Source organism: Bradyrhizobium sp. AZCC 2289, assembly GCF_036924615.1.
In the GTDB taxonomy this organism is placed as follows: Bacteria; Pseudomonadota; Alphaproteobacteria; order Rhizobiales; family Xanthobacteraceae; genus Bradyrhizobium.
This window is the reverse complement of the sequence record NZ_JAZHRY010000001.1, coordinates 4,168,370-4,184,932: the sequence shown is the minus strand read 5'-3', so window position 1 is coordinate 4,184,932 and position 16,563 is coordinate 4,168,370. Positions and strand designations below refer to the sequence as shown.

Here is a 16,563-nt window from a genome sequence, read left to right as displayed (position 1 = left end):
GGATCCGCTTTTCCGTAAATCGTGCTCTTGCACATGATCGTCTTTCGAAAATCGAAAGTCCGGCTTTGCGGAAAATCATGCGAAAACGCGCGCCAGAAGCGCGCGTGAACCAGGGTATCAGCGACGAATGTTGTGCTTTTCGAGCAAGGCCTTGTAACGCGCCTCGTCCTTCCGCTTGATGTAATCGAGCAGGGAACGGCGTGTTGCGACCATTTTCAAAAGACCACGGCGTGAATGATTGTCTTTCACGTGGGACTTGAAATGTCCGGTGAGGTTGTTGATGCGTTCCGACAGGATCGCGACCTGAACCTCGGGCGAGCCGGTGTCGCCGGCCTTGTTGGCATTCGTCTTGATGACTTCCGCTTTGCGTTCTGCGGTAATCGACATCGTCAAACACTTCCATTGTTGCGAGCCGAACTGGCAGTCAGTCCGGTCAGGTTGAACACGCGCTTGGGGATGAGTTCGCCATTGCCAATTTCGGCGAGGGCCAGAAGCCGGCCTGCCACCGTGACATAGACTGTGCCGCTACTATTGGGCGCATCCCGTCCGCGCAACAAAACGGCCTGACCCCGGTGGAGCCTTGCCGCATCAGCCCGTGTGACGGCCAGTGCCGGGATGTCGTCCAGCGCGGTCTCAACGGGCAATAGCGCGTCGGCGAGGCTGCCCTCGCCCGACGCGGCTCTATTGCACAAAGCCTCCAACTGTTCCAGCGGAATCATGTCTCGTTCGGTAAACGGACCGACCAGGGTCCGCCGCAACGCGCAGATATGGCCGAAACAGCCCAGAATCCGGCCGATATCGCGGGCCAGCGCCCTTACATAGGTACCTTTTCCGCACTCGGCCTCGAACACGGACTGGCCGTTATCGCCATGTTCGACAAGGGTTAATTGGTGAATCTCGACCGGCCGCGGCTTCAATTCCACGGTCTCGCCGTCCCGCGCCAGATCGTAGGCGCGCTCGCCCTGGACCTTGATCGCCGAATATTGCGGCGGGATCTGCTCGATCAGGCCGGTGAATCGCGGCAGCAGGTCCCGGATCGCCTCGGCGGAGGGCCTGACATCGCTGGTCTGGGTCACCCTTCCTTCGGTGTCGTCGGTATCGCGTTCCTCGCCCCAGGCCACCGTGAAGCGGTAGCGCTTGCGGCCGTCCATCACGAAGGGAACCGTCTTGGTGGCCTCGCCGAGCGCAATCGGCAAGCCGCCAGAGGCGAGCGGATCGAGGGTGCCGGCGTGGCCGGCGCGCTTGGCGGAAAACAGCCGCTTCAACACCGCGACCGCGTGCGTCGAGGTCATGCCGATCGGCTTGTCGAGCACCACCCAGCCATGGACGTCGCGTTTGTCGCGGCGCGGCTGATTGTTCTGCCGCGGCTGCTTCTGGCGCGGGTCGTTGTTGCCGCGCCGCTGCTGCTCATCGCTGCGCGGTTCCTGAAAAATATTTTTCTGGACGTCGCTCGATTCAGCATTCGGCTGCTCGATCACGCTGTTTGCGGTGGTCACGATCATCACTTGTCGTCCGAATCGGGTGCGAGGTCTTTTTGCACCGCAGGTGTTCGCAGTAATTTCTCTATTCGTTCCGCTTCGTCGAATCGCTCGTCGACGCGGAAGCGAATATCAGGGGAAAATTTCAGGTTAACGCGGTGCGCGATCTCGCCGCGCAAATACTTCTTGTGGCGCTCGAGGGCGGCGATCACGACATCGGTGTCGCGTCCGCCGAGCGGCATCACGTAAACCGTTGCGAGCTTCAGGTCCGGCGACATTCGCACCTCGGGAACGGTGATGATGTGGCCTTCAAGATCGGGATCGTGGACGCTACCCTGCGACAGAATATCGGCGACGGCGTGGCGTACGGTCTCGCCGACGCGCAACTGACGTTGCGAGCCGCCGGGGGCGGAACTTTTCTGGTGATGGCGGGGCATTCTCAAAATCCCAATGTCTTCATCACCCGCAAAAGCGGGTGATCCAGTATCCCTGACCAAAATCAGTTCGCTGACTAGTAGATGCCCCGCCTTCGCGGGGCACGCCGGTTCAGATTGAAAATCCCAGGCGCTCTGTAAGACTTGGACTTACAGAGAGCGCTGGATGGTTTCGACGCGATAACACTCGATAACATCGCCGACGCGCATGTCGCCGTAATTCTCGAAAGCCATGCCGCATTCCTGGCCGGACTGCACTTCCTTCACTTCGTCCTTGAAGCGCTTCAGCGTCGAGAGCTTGCCCTCGTGCACGACGACGTTGTCGCGAATCAGGCGCACATTGGCGCCGCGTTCCACGGTGCCGTCGGTGACGCGGCAGCCGGCGACCTTGCCGACCTTGGATATGTTGAACACTTCCAGGATCTGCGCATTGCCCAGCATGGTTTCGCGCAGCGTCGGCGCGAGCAGGCCGGACATCGCCTTTTTGATGTCGTCGACGAGATCGTAGATGATGTTGTAGTAGCGGATCTCGATGCCGTTGCGCTTGGCCGCGGCCGCCGCTTCCTTGTTGGCGCGGACCGAGAAGCCGATGATGGCGGCGTTGAAGCCTTCCGCCAGCGTGACGTCGGATTCCGAGATGCCGCCGACGCCGGCATGCAGGATGCGGGCGGCGACTTCGTCGGTGCCGAGCTTTTCCAGCGAGCCGAGAATGGCTTCCAGCGAGCCCTGCACATCGGCCTTGACGATCAGCGGGAAATCCTTGCGGCCCGAGGTCTTGAGCTGCGACATCATCTGTTCGAGCGAGCCGCGCATGCCGGAAATCGAGGCAGCGGCGTTTTCGCGCTTCTGGTGGGCGCGATAGCTCGTGACCTGGCGGGCGCGGGCTTCGTTCTCGACCACGGCCAGACGGTCGCCGGCTTCCGGCGGGCCGTTGAAGCCGAGCACTTCGACCGGCACCGAAGGTCCGGCCTCGTCGATGGTGTCGCCCTGGTCGTTGATGAGGGCGCGGACGCGGCCCATTTCGGCGCCGGCCACGATGATATCGCCGACGCGCAGCGTGCCGCGCTGCACCAGCACGGTCGCGACCGGGCCGCGGCCGCGATCGAGCTTGGCCTCGATCACGGTGCCTTCGGCGGGACGTGACGCATTGGTCTTGAGGTCGAGCAATTCGGCCTGCAGCGCGATCATTTCCAGGAGCTTGTCGAGATTGGTCTTGTTCTTGGCGGAAACCTCGACGTCGACGACGTCGCCGCCGAACGATTCGACCTGAACCTCGTGCTGCAGCAATTCGGTGCGCACGCGCTCCGGCTTGGCGTCGGGCTTGTCGATCTTGTTGATCGCGATGATCATCGGAACCTTCGCCGCCTTGGCGTGGTTGATCGCCTCGATGGTCTGCGGCATGACGCCGTCATCGGCGGCGACCACCAGGATTACGATGTCGGTGACCTTGGCGCCGCGCGCGCGCATCGCGGTGAACGCGGCGTGGCCGGGGGTGTCGATGAAGGTGATCTTCTTGCCGCTTTCCGGCGAGGTCACCTGATAGGCGCCGATATGCTGGGTGATGCCGCCGGCTTCGCCGGAGACCACATTGGCGTGACGGAGCGCGTCGAGCAGCGAGGTCTTGCCGTGATCGACATGGCCCATCACGGTGACGACCGGCGACCGCGGTTCGGTATCGCCGGAGTCGTCGACCGCATCGAACAGGCCTTCTTCGACGTCGGAGGCGGCCACGCGCTTGACGGTGTGGCCCATTTCCTCGGCGATCAGCTGCGCGGTGTCGGCGTCGATCACGTCGGTGATCTTGTGCATCGCGCCCTGCTTCATCAAGAGGCGGATGACGTCGACCGCGCGTTCCGACATGCGGTTGGCGAGTTCCTGGATGTTGATGGCTTCCGGGATCACCACTTCGCGGATCAGCTTTTCCTTCGGCTCGTTGGCGGCGTGCCCCTTCAGGCGCTGGGTGCGGCGACGGAACGAGGCGATCGAACGCTCGCGGACGTCATCGGCATTGAGCGCGGTGACCAGCGTCAGGCGGCCGCGTTCCTTTTGCGGTCCAGGCTTCTGGGTTGTCTTCGGCGGCACCGCGGGGCGCATCGCGCCGCCGGGGCCACGGCGAACCTGGCGCGGGCCTTCATCCTCGTCGGAGGCGTCGGCGGCGACGCCGGGGGCGCGCGCCGGCGGCGTTGCAGCCGTCGTGGCCGGACGGGCCGCGGGCCGCGCCGCCGTGGCGGCGGTGCTGGCCGCCGGCTTGGCCTCGGCCTCGCCAAAGCGCTTTTTGGCCTCGAGTTCGGCCTTGCGTTTGGCTTCCTCTTCCTGCCGGTGACGTTCTTCCTCGGCCTTGCGGCGCGCTTCGGCGGCCTCGCGTTCGGCCTGTTCGATGCCTTCCTTGCTCGAGCGGCGCTTGGCTTCTTCCTCGGCCAGCCGCCGTTCCTCGATGTCGCGGACCCTGGCGTCGGCCAGTGCACTGGCGCGCGCGGAACGCTCATCCTCAGTCAGGGTACGCAGTACCACGCCCGAACCGCCGCGCGGCGCAACCGGAGCTGACGGGCGGGCGAGCGGGGCTTTCGGCGGCGCCGCCTTGGCGACCACCGGCTCGGGCGCATGCGCTTCCGTTGCGGGCCCGTCGCCGCCGACGCGGCGCTTGCCGCGCTTTTCGACCACGACCTGCTTGGTCCGGCCATGGCTGAAGCTCTGGCGTACGGTGCCCGTCTCGACGCGCGGCTTGAGCGTCAAGGTCTTGGTCGGGACACTCAAAGTCTTGTCGCCAGGCGTTTTGGTATCAACCATTCAGCAGTCCTAATCTCGTTTGCTTGTGCGTATCCGCACAGTCGTTGAAGCAAGTCTTGTTAGTCAGAATTTCTGGCCGCTACCTTCGGTCTTGTCGTCATCGGCCATCCGGTATCGGACCAGGATCTGGCAGCGCGACAGGAACGTCTTGCTCGCCGGGCCCGCGAGCAGGGCAGCATGTATCACATTTGACCGGCCCAGTGCCAAATCCAATTCTGCCGAGGTCAAAACATTGACGATCGGAAAATCCGGCGATTCAGCAATATTTCCGGCCTTTTGACGCACGATCGCGTCCAATTTGCGGATTCCGTCGGCCGCGCCGTCGGAAGCGTGGATCAGGGCCTGGGCCGCCCCTTGCGCGAGCAGGCCCTCGACCTTGGCAAAACCGGCGACGACCTGACCGGCCTTGGCGGCCATGGCCAGCGCCTCGGTGACGCCGCGAATCAGCAAAATTTCGGTGTCCGCGGGAAGGCTCGGCGCGGCGCGAACGTCGCGCTTGAAACCCTTGCTAAACTGGTGACGCCGCACCGCTTCCGCAACGGTCCGGCGCGAGGCCGAAACCCACAGGCCGCGGCCGGGGAGTTTTCGCTTCAAATCCGGGATCACCTCGCCCGTCGGGGCGACCACGAACCGGATCAGTTCGTCGATTCCGCGCATCTCGCGGGTGACCGCGCACATCCGCATGGTCGCGGACCTGTCGGTCCGCGGTCCATTGTCGAGATCGGGGTCAGCCACGGCAAGCATGCGCGGGTCATCTCCTTACGCCGTCAGGTCTTCGGGGGCTTCCGCCGCCTCGGACTGCTTGGCGAGGTCGGCCTCGGTGATCCAGCCGGCAATGACGCGGGCCTGCATGATCATGGCTTCCGCGTCGTCGCGCGAGATGTCGTTGGCGTCGAGAATGCCGGGATGCTTGGTCGGCTCGCCGCCTTCCTTGCGCTCGGTCCATCCGACCAGATCGTCGGTGGCGCAGCCGGCCAGATCCTCGACGGTCTTGATGTCGTTCTCGCCGAACTTCACCAGCATCTTCGAGGTCACGCCGGGCACCGTCTTCAAAGCGTCGTCCACACCGAGCTCCTTGCGTTTGTTTTCCAGCTCGGTTTCGAGCTGTTCCAGGTATTCTTTCGCCCTGTTCTGCAGTTCGTTGGCGGTTTCGTCGTCAAAACCCTCGATGCCGGCCAACTCCTTGATGTCGACCAGTGCGAGTTCCTCGACCGAGGTAAAGCCTTCCGACGCCAGCAATTGGCCGACCACCTCGTCGACATTGAGCGCTTCCATGAACACCCGCGTCGAGTTCTCGAAATCGGCCTGGCGGCGCTCGGATTCTTCCTGCTCGGTGAGGATGTCGATGTCCCACCCGGTCAGCTGCGAGGCGAGGCGCACGTTCTGGCCCCGGCGGCCGATCGCCAGCGACAGCTGGTTATTGGTATCGGGCACCACCACTTCGATCCGCTCGCGCTCTTCGTCGATCACGACCTTGGCGACTTCGGCGGGCGCCAGCGCGTTGACGACAAAGGTCGCGATGTCGGGCGACCACGGGATGATGTCGATCTTCTCGCCCTGCAATTCATTGACCACGGCCTGCACGCGCGAGCCGCGCATGCCGACGCAGGCGCCAACCGGATCGACCGAGGAATCCCGCGAAATCACCCCGATTTTCGCGCGCGAGCCGGGATCGCGGGCCACCGCCTTGATCTCGACGATGCCGTCATAGATTTCCGGCACCTCCTGCGCAAACAGTTTGGCCATGAATTGCGGATGGGTGCGCGACAGGAAGATCTGCGGCCCGCGGGTTTCACGGCGGACGTCGAAAATATAGGCGCGGACGCGGTCGCCGTTGCGGAACACCTCGCGCGGCAGCATCTCGTCGCGGCGCACGATGGCTTCGCCACGGCCGAGATCGACGATCACGCTGCCATATTCGACGCGCTTGACGATGCCGTTGACGATGTCGCCGATGCGGTCCTTGAATTCCTGGTATTGCCGGTCGCGCTCGGCCTCGCGCACCTTCTGCACGATCACCTGCTTGGCGGATTGCGCGGCGATGCGGCCATATTCCAGCGGCGGCAGCGTATCGGCGATGGTGTCGCCGACCTGGGCGCCCGGATTGGCGCGCTGCGCGTCCGCCAGCGAAATCTGGTTCGACGAGTTCTCGACGACGTCGACCACCAGCATGTGGCGCGACAGCCGGAGCTCGCCCTTCTTGGCGTCGATTTCGGCGTGAACGTCGGTCTCGCTGCCGTAACGGGCGCGGGCCGCCTTGGCGATGGCGTCTTCCATCGCCGCGATCACGATGCCGCGGTCGATCGATTTTTCGCGGGCGACCGCGTCCGCGATCTGCAGCAGTTCAAGTTTGTTGGCGCTGACAGCTGCCATGGCTCAGTCTCCTTCGCTGGGATCGAATTCGCCGCCGGGCAATCCTTGCGCGGCGAGGCGGTGTTTCTTGGTATTCTTCGGCAACGGCTTCTTCGGCAATTTCGGCTTCGGCTTGTTGCTTTTCGCCGGGTCGCTTTTCTTCGCATGCGGCGGGGGCGGCGGCGCCAGCCCGAGATTCTGCTTGAGCTCGCGCTCGGCTGCCTTGCCGCGCCGCATCGATTCCGCGACCAGCTCGTCGGTCAGCACCAGTCTCGCATCGGCGATGTCTTCCATCACCAGCAGCACATCGGCATCTTCGTCCGCGCGCGGGTCATCGCGATGCAGCCGCACCGCGTCGCCCTCGACACCTGCGAGGATGCCGCGGAACCGCTTGCGGTCCTGATGGGCGACCGCCATCTCGACCTTCACCAGATGGCCGGCATAGCGCTCGAAATCCGTACGCCGCACCAGCGGGCGATCGATGCCCGGCGACGAGATCTCCAGCCGATAGGCCTTCTCGATCGGATCGGCGACGTCGAGCACCGGCGACAGCGCCCGCGAAATCGCCTCGCAATCCTCGATCTGCATGGTTCCGTCGGGCCGTTCCGCCATGATCTGGACCGTGCAGCCGGATTCGGCGGATATCTTGATCCGGACCAGCCGGTAGCCCATGGCCTGCAGCACCGGACCGGCGACCGCCGACACGCGCGCAGCCAAGCCCGGCTCGACCACGAGACGAGGCTCGGCAAGCAGGTCTAGGTCCACGGAACCAGTAGTTGGATCGGTCATATCCAGGGTCAAAAGCGTCTTACGTGCATGGGTTGAAGCCGGGCCTTCACTGCGATCCGGCCGGTTCCCTGAACCGGGCCTGCCACCCGTTCCGGGCTGGGCTCGTTCAGGTAATAAAAAAGAGCGGGTCCGGGGGGGCCCACTCTCAATACGCGATCGTATGAGAACGATAAGTTGCCGCGGATATAGCGGTTTTCCCGCAATCCGGCAAGGCCCGGGACCCCGTTAAGAGCGATTTTACATCACCTGCGAAGCGATGCAAACCTAACCCTTCATTCACCTACCCCGCCTAGATTGCCGCAAAACCAGCCAATGCGGCCGGTTTAGGTAGGTTTATGACAACAGCGACCACGCTGATCCCCGGACTCGACGAGATCGTCCGAGGAGGCGACCCCAAACGCCGCGCCGATGCCGCGCGCCGGATCAGCGAGCTGTTCCTGCAGGGCGCAGCGACTTTCCGCGCCGATCACGTCGATCTGTTCGACGGTGTCCTGACCAGTCTGGTCCCGCACGCCGAATTCGCGGCGCGCGCCGATCTGGCCGAGCGGCTGTCGCTGCTTGCCAACGCGCCGCGCGGGCTGGTCGGACAACTCGCGCACGAGGACGAAATCGCGATCGCGGGGCCGTTGCTGCGCCGATCGCCCGTCATCACTGAGCAGGTGCTGATCGAAATCGCGGCGGCAAAGGGCCAGGGCCATCTGCTGGCGATGTCGGAGCGGCCGGCGCTTTCGCCCGATCTCACCGACGTCATCGTGCGCCGCGGCGACCGCGACGTCGTCCGGCGCGCGGCACGCAATGCCGGTGCACAGTTCTCGTCATCGGGCTATTCGACGCTGATCAAGCGCGCCGGCCAGGACGGCGTGCTGACGCTTGCGGTCGGTCAGCGCGACGATCTGTCGGCCGAGCAATTGAAGGATCTGCTGGCCGGTTCGATCGATGTCGTTCGCCGCCGTCTGTTCGATGTGGTCAAGCCCGCAAGACAATCGGCGATCAAGCGGGCGATGAGCGAAATCTCAGGCTTAACCGAGCGGGTCGAGAGCCAGCGCGATTTCGCGCCGGCCCAGCGCACGGTGCTGGCGCTGCACCGGGCCGGCGAACTGAACGAGAGCGCGCTGCTCGGCTTTGCCAAATCCTACAAATACGAGGAATCGGTTGCGGCGCTCTCCGCCATGACCGGCGTGAAAATCGCAACGCTGGACCGCCTGATTGCCGGCGAACGCTACGATCCGATCCTGATCGCCGGCAAGGCGGTCGGCCTCGAATGGGCGACCGTGCGTGCGCTGATCCTGCTTCGGCTGGGCCCGAACCGGGTGGCGTCGCCGGCCGACATCGAAAGCGCGCGCGTGAATTTCGCGCGCCTGATGCCGTCGACCGCCGAGCGCGTCGTCGGCTTCTGGAAGCTCCGCCCGTCGGGGTGAATTTCGACCGTCATTGCGAGCGGAGCGAAGCAATAGTGCTACGGCGTCATTCCGGGATGGTGCGCGAGCACCAGACTCGGAATCTCGAGATTCCGGGTTCGATGCTTCGCATCGCCCCGGAATGACGATGGAGAATGCTTCTTATCCGACTCTCCGAAACCGCAGATACGCCGCTTTCCGCCCCTCGCGCTCGGCTTTGCGTCCGTAGCGCGTCATGGTGTAGCCGGCCCAGGGCGAATGCCAATCCGCGGCGCGCTCTGCCGTCCACAAAAAATCCGGCGAGCGCAACAAATGCGCCAGCGTCCACGCGCAATAGTCGTCGATATCGCTGACGAAACGAAACTCGCCGTGCGGCTTGATGATGCGCGCCATCGCCGCAACCGTCGCGTCCTGCACGAAGCGCCGTTTCCAGTGCCGCCGCTTCGGCCAGGGATCGGGATGGATCAGGTCGATCCGGGCCATCGATCGCGGCGGCGCCCATGCCACCAGTTCGGCAGCGTCGCCGGCGTAAAGCCGGATGTTTCTGATTTGGGCGGCCTCGATCTGGGTCAGGATCTTGGCCATGCCGTTGACATAGGGCTCGCAGCCGATGAACCCGATGGTGGGAAATGCCTGCGCTTCGGCGATCAAATGCTCGCCGCCGCCGAATCCGATTTCGAGCCTGACATCGTCGAGCGGCATCCCGAAGAGATCGGCGAGACTGGCCGGCGCGGGGCTGCCGATATCGAGCGCCAGCTGCGGCAGCAGATGCGCGATCAGGTCGGCCTGGTGGATGCGCAGTTTGTGGCCCTTGCGGCGGCCGAAGAACGAACCGCGCGCGTGAGCGGCGGCGCCTTCGTCAGACGGGGTTTCGCGATCTTCGGGATCGCCAGGCAACGCGCTCATCGCAGCGTCTGGTACAGCCGATGCAGCAGCCGCGCCCGCGGCTCGATCGATGAAATGTACATCTGTTCGTAATGGGTGTGCGCGCCCTTGCCGTCGACGCCGAGGCCGTCGAGGGTTGCGGTATGAGGTGCGGTGAAATTGCCGTCGGAGCCGCCGCCGGTCGATGTATCCACCAGATCGAATCCGATTTCGGCCGCGAGCGTTTTTGCATGCTCGTAGAGCGCTGCGCCGGCGTTGCCCTTTTCGTAAGGCGGGCGGTTCAATTCGCCCGTCACCTTGACGGTGACGCCGTCGGTGCGTGATTTCAAACCGAGGATTTTCGGTACCAGCTCGTCGGAATCGGCAATGGTCGGCACGCGCATGTCGACCTCGGCATAGGCCTCCTCCGCAATCACGTTCGGCCTGGTGCCGCCCCTGACCACGCCGACATTGACGGTGATGCCGCGCTTGAGATCGTTCATCGCCTCCAGCGTCTGAATGATGTTGCCGAGTTCGCGGATGGCGCTGCGGCCGTCCCCCGGCCGCGTGCCGGCATGGGAAGGCACGCCCCGGATGAAAATCTCGAAGCGGCCGACGCCCTTGCGTCCGGTGACGATTTTTCCGCCGTCCCGCGCGGGTTCGGTCACCAGCACATATTTCGCTTTGCGTCCCTCGGCCTCGATCAGCGCCCGCGAGGTCGGGCTGCCGATTTCTTCATCGGAGACGTAGAGCTGGGTCACGCCCAGCGGCGAGCGCGCGCCATTGGCGCAAACCTGCCGGAAGGCGTGGTAGGCGAGATAGGCACCGCCCTTCATGTCGTAGATGCCGGGGCCGAACGCGACGTCGCCCTCGATCTTGAACGGCAGCCGTGTGATGAATCCCATTGGATGAACCGTATCGAGGTGACTCAGCACCAGGATTCCCGGCTCGTTCTGGCCCCATGCCGAACGCGCGACGAGATGGTCGCCGCATCCGCTTTGGCCCGCGATCCGCTCGACGGTCGCGGGCAGGTCGCGATAGCCCGCAGCGACGAGGTCGGCGAGCTTGTTGACCTGTTCGGGCGCGTCGGTCGGCGTCTCGATCTCGACCCAGCGGCGGATGCCGTCGAGGATCGATCCGGAATCAAAGCAATTGGCTGACGTGGCTGTCATCGGTGCATCTTGCCTAAAAAGAATTCAACCGGAGCATCGTTCTGATTGAATCAGAGCCGATGCCTGGATTCCTGTCTGACGCGTTTTCTACCGCAAATAAGTCCACGCAATTTGCATAAACTTGATTGCTATGCGAACCGGCATCCACTCCCGGATCAAGTCCGCATGCTTCGCTCGAAAACGCTCCAATGTCATGCGCCGACGCCCGCCTGTGCGTCAATTGCCACGTCAGGGGATGACAGCCGATCTCAGCGCTTGTCGGGGCCTTCGCGGGCGGCGATCTGTTCGACCAGTTCGACGATGCTGCGGCGGAGCTTGGCGTCGCCGATGCGCGTGAAGGCGCGCGTCAGAGCCAGGCCTTCCGAGGTTGCGAGAAAATCGGAAACATAGGCCGGCGAAGTGCCCTCGCTGAAGCCGTCGCTGTTGACGGCCCCGCTCGGGCCGCCATCGAACAGAAAGGAAACCGGCACCTGCAATATTTCGGAGATCTGCTGCAGGCGGCTGGCGCCGACCCGGTTGGTGCCCTTTTCGTACTTCTGAACCTGCTGGAAGGTGAGGCCCAATGCTTCACCAAGCTTTTCCTGGCTCATGCCCAGCATGATGCGCCGCATGCGAACACGGCTGCCGACATATTTGTCAACAGGGTTGGGCGCTTTGGTCGACATCTCCAACACTCCTAGGAGGCGCCCAGAGGATGAGGCATGACGAATGCGAAGTATGCCTCAGGCGCCAGTATCGTCAAATCCTGCTCGGAGGATCGGGAAGCATGCGGATGAGCAATGAACTGACTGGGGCTCTGTTCTTGATTGGAACCCTAGAATGCGAAGTACACGGACAGTCTGTCAACCCGTGGATTCGCGCATGCGGGAATTTCCACACCGGCAACATTCGGCAATGTGACGGCGTCAGGAATTTCGCCGCAAAGTCCTGCGCCGGATGACAAGCAACAAAGCGGCAACCACAATTGTGGCAGCCGGAATATCGCCGGTGCGCGCATAAACCGTCGGCGGAATTGCGGCAGGCAGGCCGGCATCCAGTACGCCTTCGATGCCAAGATCGAGCCGTGCGACAATTCGTCCCTCCGGATCGATGACCGCGGAAATGCCGGTGTTGGCTGCACGAACAACAGGCAACCCTTCTTCGATCGCGCGCAGGCGTGCCTGCTGCAGATGCTGATAGGGCCCCGTTGAAATTCCGAACCAACCGTCATTGGTCAGATTGACGATCCAGCCGGGTCGATCGTCGCGCGCCGAAATATTGCCGGGAAAAATCGCTTCGTAACAGATCAACGGCAGCACGCGGGGCGCGTCCGGTATTTCCATCGAGCGGCGGCGCGTGCCGGGAATGAATCCACCCTGAACTTTCGTGAGCTGCACGAAGCCGAGTTTTTCCATCAAGTCCTGGAACGGCAAATATTCGCCGAACGGCACCAGATGCAGCTTGTCGTAGACCGACAATACGCTGCCATCGTGGTCGATGACATAAATCGAGTTGTAGGCGCGCGTGATGCGGACGCCGGGCGGCACGTCAGGCGCGCGCACCGAACCGGTGATCAGCACGGTGCCCTTGGGTAGCAAATCGGCGATCTGCGCCATCGCATCGGCTTCGCGCGTCAGGAAGAACGGGAAGGCCGATTCCGGCCAGATCAGGATGTGCGCATCGCGCACGCCGGTGGATTGCGGCCCGGACGCGCGGTCGGACAGCGTCAGGTATTTTTGCATCACGTCCGGCTTGGCGGCGTAGTTGAAACGGACGTCCTGCTGCAGATTGGGCTGCATGATGCGCAGCTTGACCTTCGTCATCGCCGTCGGCAGCAGCGTCAGGCGGACGGCGCCGAAGATCCCCATGACGACGAGCAGCAGCAGCGCCGTCACCGGCGCGATCCAGGGCTTTCGTCCGCGCGAACTGCCCTCGATCAAAACGGCCGGGCTGGCGAAGATCGCAACGGTCAGGAACGTCATGCCCCACAGCCCGATCAGCGAGGCGGTCTGGGCCAGCGCCAGCGGCTCCGTCAGCGCGTAGCCGAATGCATTCCACGGAAATCCGGTCAGCACGTGGCCGCGCAGCCACTCACCTGCCGTCAGGCTGATCGCGAGCGCGAGCGGACGCGACGCGTCGCGGGTCCAGAGCAGGCGCGCCAGCGCGAAGCCGAACGCGGTGAACAAGGCGAGATAGGCCGGCAGGCCCAGCACCGCGAACGGCATCAGCCAGGCGAAGGTCGGTGCATCGACCAGGAAGGCGTAGCCGATCCAGTAAAGCCCCGGCACGAAATAGCCGAGCCCGAACCAGAAGCCCGACATCGCCGCCGCCGGCACGCCGCGCCATCGCCCGGCCGCGGCGCCGTCGATCAGCCAGACCGCGACCGGAAAGGTCAGGAACAATACCGGCCATGCATTGAACGGCGCCATCGCCAGCGCCGACAATGCGCCGGCGACCAGCGCAATGGCGGCGCGCTTCCATCCCCAGGTCAGGATGATCGCGAGAACGGCGGTGCGGAATTTTTTGGCGGATATCACTGCGAACCGGCTCCATCGCCGGGCGGCGGCGCGTTGTCATTGGCCTGCGGCGTGTTGCCGTCGGGGGAAGCTTCGCGGCGGCGGCTTTCGCGCTGCGTGCGCGCCGCGGGGCGTTCCTTGCGGATGGCGATGCGCAGGCGCTTGACCCGTCTCGGATCGGCATCGAGCACTTCGATCTCGAAATGACCCGGGCCCGAAATGACCTCGCCGCGCACCGGCAGGCGGCCGACCTGCGACACCAGATAGCCGCCAAGGGTCGCGACCTCATCGCTGGCTTCGCCGGTGATGAAATCCTCGCCGATCACCGAACGGACGTCGTCGAGGCTGGCGCGGGCGTCCGCGATGAAGGAATTGTCGGCCTGCCGCACAATCGCCGGCGGCTCGTCGCTGTCATGCTCGTCGTCGATTTCGCCGACGATCTGTTCGACGATATCCTCGATCGAGACCAGCCCGTCGGTGCCGCCATATTCGTCGACCACCAGCGCCAGATGGATGCGCGAGGCCTGCATCTGCGCCAGCAAATCGATCGCCCGCATCGACGGCGGCACGAAGAGCAGCTTGCGGATGATGTTGGCCTCGGCGAGCGGCAGCGCCAGATCGACGGCGCGCAAATCGAGCCCGGCCGGGAACGGTTTTTTGCGCCTGGTTTTTCCGGGTTCGCCGATCCGCGCCCGCGCGGTCATGAACGCCAGCAAGTCGCGGATGTGAACGATGCCTTCGGGATCGTCGAGGGTCTCGTTGTAGACGACGAGGCGCGAATGCGCCGCGCTCTCGAACAGGCTCATCAGCTCGCCGAGCGGAATGTCGCGCTTGACCGCGACGATGTCGGCCCGATGCACCATCACGTCGGCGATCCGCCGTTCGTGCAGGCCGAGGATATTGCGCAGCATGGTGCGCTCGATCGCCGAAAAGCCTACCTCGTCGGGCTGCGAGGCGTCGAGCACGACCTGCAGATCGTCGCGGACCGATCCCGGCTTCCAGCCGAACAGCGTGCGGATCGCCCGCGTCAGCCAGTTTTCGGCGGTCGGGCGCAGCACCTCGCCTTCCGGCACCACGGCGGGCAGATTGCGCGTGTTGCGCGGGTTGTCATGGATCGGATCGGAGTCCGGCATTTCAGTCCATCCGCTCCCGGTCCGCATAGGGATCGGGAATGCCGAGCTGCGCGAGAATCTCCTGTTCGAGACTTTCCATGGCTTCGGCGTCGTCGTCCTTTTCGTGATCGTAACCGATCAAATGCAGGAATCCGTGCACAGCGAGGTGGCTCAAATGATGATCGAACGGCTTCTGTTCGTCATCGGCCTCCTTGCGCGTCGTCTCAAAGGCGATGGCGATATCGCCGAGCATGCGCGGCGCATCGTCGTTCGCGCCCGCACCGGTCGGCTGCAGCGCCGGAAACGACAGCACGTTGGTCGGCTTGTCGATGCCGCGCCAATTGCTGTTGAGGGTACGGATGCCGGAATCATCGGTCAGCATGACCGCGAGCTCGGCGTCGCCGACGCCGGCATCGGCGATCTCGGCCGCAGCGCTGATGGCGCGATGGATCACCGCTTCGGCGTCGGGCTCGGTCTGCCAGCAGTCGGCGACAACCAGGACTTCGGTGAGGGGGAGAACGGAAGACACGATCGTTCCAGCGGTTTGCGTTCCAGAGTTTGGCGTTCCAGCATTTGGGTTGCGGCCGGAACCTGCGCGCCGCAGGTCCGCGGCCGAATATTTTGCTATCAAGATCTGCCGGTTGCCGGCTTTTGCGGCAATCCTTCGTAAGCGGCAACGATCCGCGCCACCAGTTCATGGCGGATCACGTCCTCGGCGGTGAATTTCACCTGCGCGATGCCGTCAACGCCGTCGAGCAGTTTTGCGGCCTCCGCCAACCCGGAGGTCTGGCCGTGCGGCAGGTCGACCTGGGAGGGATCGCCAGTGATGATCATGCGGCTGTTCTCGCCGAGCCGGGTCAGGAACATCTTCATCTGCATCGAGGTGGTGTTCTGCGCCTCGTCCAGGATGATGACGGCATTGGTCAGCGTGCGGCCGCGCATGAAAGCCAGCGGTGCGATCTCGATCTCGCCGGTCTGCAGCGCCCGCTCCACGATCCGCGAATCCATCAAATCGTACAGCGCATCGTAGATCGGGCGCAGATAGGGATCGACCTTCTCGCGCAAATCGCCGGGCAGGAAGCCGAGCCGTTCGCCGGCTTCGACCGCCGGCCGCGACAGGATGATGCGATCGACTTCCTTGCGCTCGAACAATTGCGCGGCATGCGCCACCGCGAGCCATGTCTTGCCGGTGCCGGCGGGACCGACCCCGAATACCATCTCATGGCGCTTCAGCGCGCGGATGTAGGAATCCTGGGCGGCGGTGCGCGCGCGCACCGGGCGCTTGCGCAGATTGATGGTCTCGAACGAGGTTTTGGCGGTCTTGGCGTCGAATTCGAACAGCGACCCCTGCGCGATCACGGCGCGGATGGCGCCTTCGACGTCGCCCTGCGCCAGTTCGTGGCCCTGGGTGGCCTGGGCATAGAGCGCTTCCAGCACGCGCCGCGCGGCGTCGCAGCCGTCGCGCGATCCGGCGATCGAGATGTGGTTGCCGCGCGAATCGACGACGACGCCGAGCCGCCGCTCGATCAGCGCCAGATTCTGTCCGTAAGGTCCGACCAGCGCGGACGCGGCACGGTTGTCGTCGAAGTCGATGACGACCTGTGTTTCCGGTGGAATTTGCATGTCGCGGTCAAATTTGCGGCTGGGAGCGAGTGAAGGTGAATCCGATGCGCTTTTGGGCAA

The 16,563-nt window shown here is 64.0% G+C and carries 15 protein-coding genes; 1 reads left to right on the top strand and 14 read right to left on the bottom strand.

All coding sequences use genetic code 11. The annotated features are described in order from the left end of the window. Positions 1-117: 117 nt before the first annotated feature. From rpsO to rimP, 7 genes are all read right to left on the bottom strand, one after another. Positions 118-387, bottom strand: a complete 270-nt coding sequence (gene rpsO, locus V1289_RS19895; protein ID WP_074272228.1) for a 30S ribosomal protein S15 — start codon at positions 385-387, stop codon at positions 118-120. A gap of 2 nt (positions 388-389) precedes the next feature. Beyond that, positions 390-1,502 (bottom strand): tRNA pseudouridine(55) synthase TruB, encoded by a 1,113-nt coding sequence (gene truB / locus V1289_RS19890; RefSeq protein WP_334398465.1) that lies wholly within the window; start codon positions 1,500-1,502, stop codon positions 390-392. Beyond that, positions 1,502-1,915 carry a 30S ribosome-binding factor RbfA gene (rbfA, locus tag V1289_RS19885; RefSeq protein ID WP_309180782.1) on the bottom strand — a complete coding sequence of 138 codons (414 nt, stop codon included), beginning with the start codon at positions 1,913-1,915 and terminating at the stop codon, positions 1,502-1,504. Before rbfA ends, truB begins: the two co-directional genes overlap by 1 nt. A 147-nt stretch (positions 1,916-2,062) precedes the next feature. Further along, on the bottom strand, positions 2,063-4,699 hold the full coding sequence (gene infB, locus V1289_RS19880; RefSeq protein ID WP_334398463.1) for a translation initiation factor IF-2: 2,637 nt from the start codon (positions 4,697-4,699) through the stop codon (positions 2,063-2,065). 63 nt (positions 4,700-4,762) lie between these two features. Then, the gene (locus V1289_RS19875; RefSeq protein ID WP_334398462.1) at positions 4,763-5,443 is read right to left on the bottom strand and encodes an RNA-binding protein; all 681 of its coding nucleotides are present in this window, start codon (positions 5,441-5,443) and stop codon (positions 4,763-4,765) included. Between the two features lie 15 nt (positions 5,444-5,458). After that, positions 5,459-7,072, bottom strand: coding sequence for a transcription termination factor NusA (nusA, locus tag V1289_RS19870; protein ID WP_334398461.1), 1,614 nt, complete (start codon positions 7,070-7,072; stop codon positions 5,459-5,461). A 3-nt stretch (positions 7,073-7,075) separates the two neighbouring features. Then, positions 7,076-7,840 (bottom strand): ribosome maturation factor RimP, encoded by a 765-nt coding sequence (rimP, locus tag V1289_RS19865; protein WP_334398460.1) that lies wholly within the window; start codon positions 7,838-7,840, stop codon positions 7,076-7,078. A gap of 335 nt (positions 7,841-8,175) precedes the next feature. On the opposite strand from rimP, the gene V1289_RS19860 reads away from it, so the two are divergent. Further along, positions 8,176-9,258, top strand: coding sequence for a DUF2336 domain-containing protein (locus tag V1289_RS19860; RefSeq protein WP_334398459.1), 1,083 nt, complete (start codon positions 8,176-8,178; stop codon positions 9,256-9,258). A 141-nt stretch (positions 9,259-9,399) separates the two neighbouring features. Here V1289_RS19860 and V1289_RS19855 read toward each other — a convergent pair whose 3' ends face one another. The 7 genes from V1289_RS19855 to V1289_RS19825 all read right to left on the bottom strand — a co-directional run bounded on the left by V1289_RS19855 (position 9,400) and on the right by V1289_RS19825 (position 16,563). After that, on the bottom strand, positions 9,400-10,143 hold the full coding sequence (locus V1289_RS19855) for a tRNA (guanine(46)-N(7))-methyltransferase TrmB (protein ID WP_334398458.1): 744 nt from the start codon (positions 10,141-10,143) through the stop codon (positions 9,400-9,402). After that, a complete protein-coding gene (locus V1289_RS19850; protein ID WP_334398457.1) occupies positions 10,140-11,273 on the bottom strand; it encodes a M20 family metallopeptidase in 1,134 nt (377 codons plus the stop codon). Before V1289_RS19850 ends, V1289_RS19855 begins: the two co-directional genes overlap by 4 nt. 248 nt (positions 11,274-11,521) lie before the next feature. After that, the gene (locus V1289_RS19845; protein ID WP_334398456.1) at positions 11,522-11,938 is read right to left on the bottom strand and encodes a helix-turn-helix domain-containing protein; all 417 of its coding nucleotides are present in this window, start codon (positions 11,936-11,938) and stop codon (positions 11,522-11,524) included. 240 nt (positions 11,939-12,178) lie between these two features. After that, on the bottom strand, positions 12,179-13,789 hold the full coding sequence (gene lnt / locus V1289_RS19840) for an apolipoprotein N-acyltransferase (RefSeq protein WP_334398455.1): 1,611 nt from the start codon (positions 13,787-13,789) through the stop codon (positions 12,179-12,181). Further along, positions 13,786-14,901 (bottom strand): hemolysin family protein, encoded by a 1,116-nt coding sequence (locus V1289_RS19835; RefSeq protein WP_334398454.1) that lies wholly within the window; start codon positions 14,899-14,901, stop codon positions 13,786-13,788. Before V1289_RS19835 ends, lnt begins: the two co-directional genes overlap by 4 nt. A 1-nt stretch (position 14,902) precedes the next feature. After that, complete coding sequence (ybeY, locus tag V1289_RS19830) at positions 14,903-15,409, bottom strand: rRNA maturation RNase YbeY (RefSeq protein WP_442896033.1); 507 nt, start codon at positions 15,407-15,409, stop codon at positions 14,903-14,905. Positions 15,410-15,507: 98 nt separating this feature from the next. Further along, positions 15,508-16,563, bottom strand: coding sequence for a PhoH family protein (locus V1289_RS19825; RefSeq protein ID WP_334398453.1), 1,056 nt, complete (start codon positions 16,561-16,563; stop codon positions 15,508-15,510).

Excerpts from the sequence above, each read along its gene's own strand:
- rpsO (WP_074272228.1), bottom strand. The coding sequence starts at position 387 with ATGTCGATTACCGCAGAACGCAAAGCGGAAGTCATCAAGACGAATGCC.
- truB (WP_334398465.1), bottom strand. The coding sequence starts at position 1,502 with ATGATCGTGACCACCGCAAACAGCGTGATCGAGCAGCCGAATGCTGAA.
- rbfA (WP_309180782.1), bottom strand. The coding sequence starts at position 1,915 with ATGCCCCGCCATCACCAGAAAAGTTCCGCCCCCGGCGGCTCGCAACGT.
- infB (WP_334398463.1), bottom strand. The coding sequence starts at position 4,699 with ATGGTTGATACCAAAACGCCTGGCGACAAGACTTTGAGTGTCCCGACC.
- V1289_RS19875 (WP_334398462.1), bottom strand. The coding sequence starts at position 5,443 with ATGCTTGCCGTGGCTGACCCCGATCTCGACAATGGACCGCGGACCGAC.
- nusA (WP_334398461.1), bottom strand. The coding sequence starts at position 7,072 with ATGGCAGCTGTCAGCGCCAACAAACTTGAACTGCTGCAGATCGCGGAC.
- rimP (WP_334398460.1), bottom strand. The coding sequence starts at position 7,840 with ATGACCGATCCAACTACTGGTTCCGTGGACCTAGACCTGCTTGCCGAG.
- V1289_RS19860 (WP_334398459.1), top strand. The coding sequence starts at position 8,176 with ATGACAACAGCGACCACGCTGATCCCCGGACTCGACGAGATCGTCCGA.
- V1289_RS19855 (WP_334398458.1), bottom strand. The coding sequence starts at position 10,143 with ATGAGCGCGTTGCCTGGCGATCCCGAAGATCGCGAAACCCCGTCTGAC.
- V1289_RS19850 (WP_334398457.1), bottom strand. The coding sequence starts at position 11,273 with ATGACAGCCACGTCAGCCAATTGCTTTGATTCCGGATCGATCCTCGAC.
- V1289_RS19845 (WP_334398456.1), bottom strand. The coding sequence starts at position 11,938 with ATGTCGACCAAAGCGCCCAACCCTGTTGACAAATATGTCGGCAGCCGT.
- V1289_RS19835 (WP_334398454.1), bottom strand. The coding sequence starts at position 14,901 with ATGCCGGACTCCGATCCGATCCATGACAACCCGCGCAACACGCGCAAT.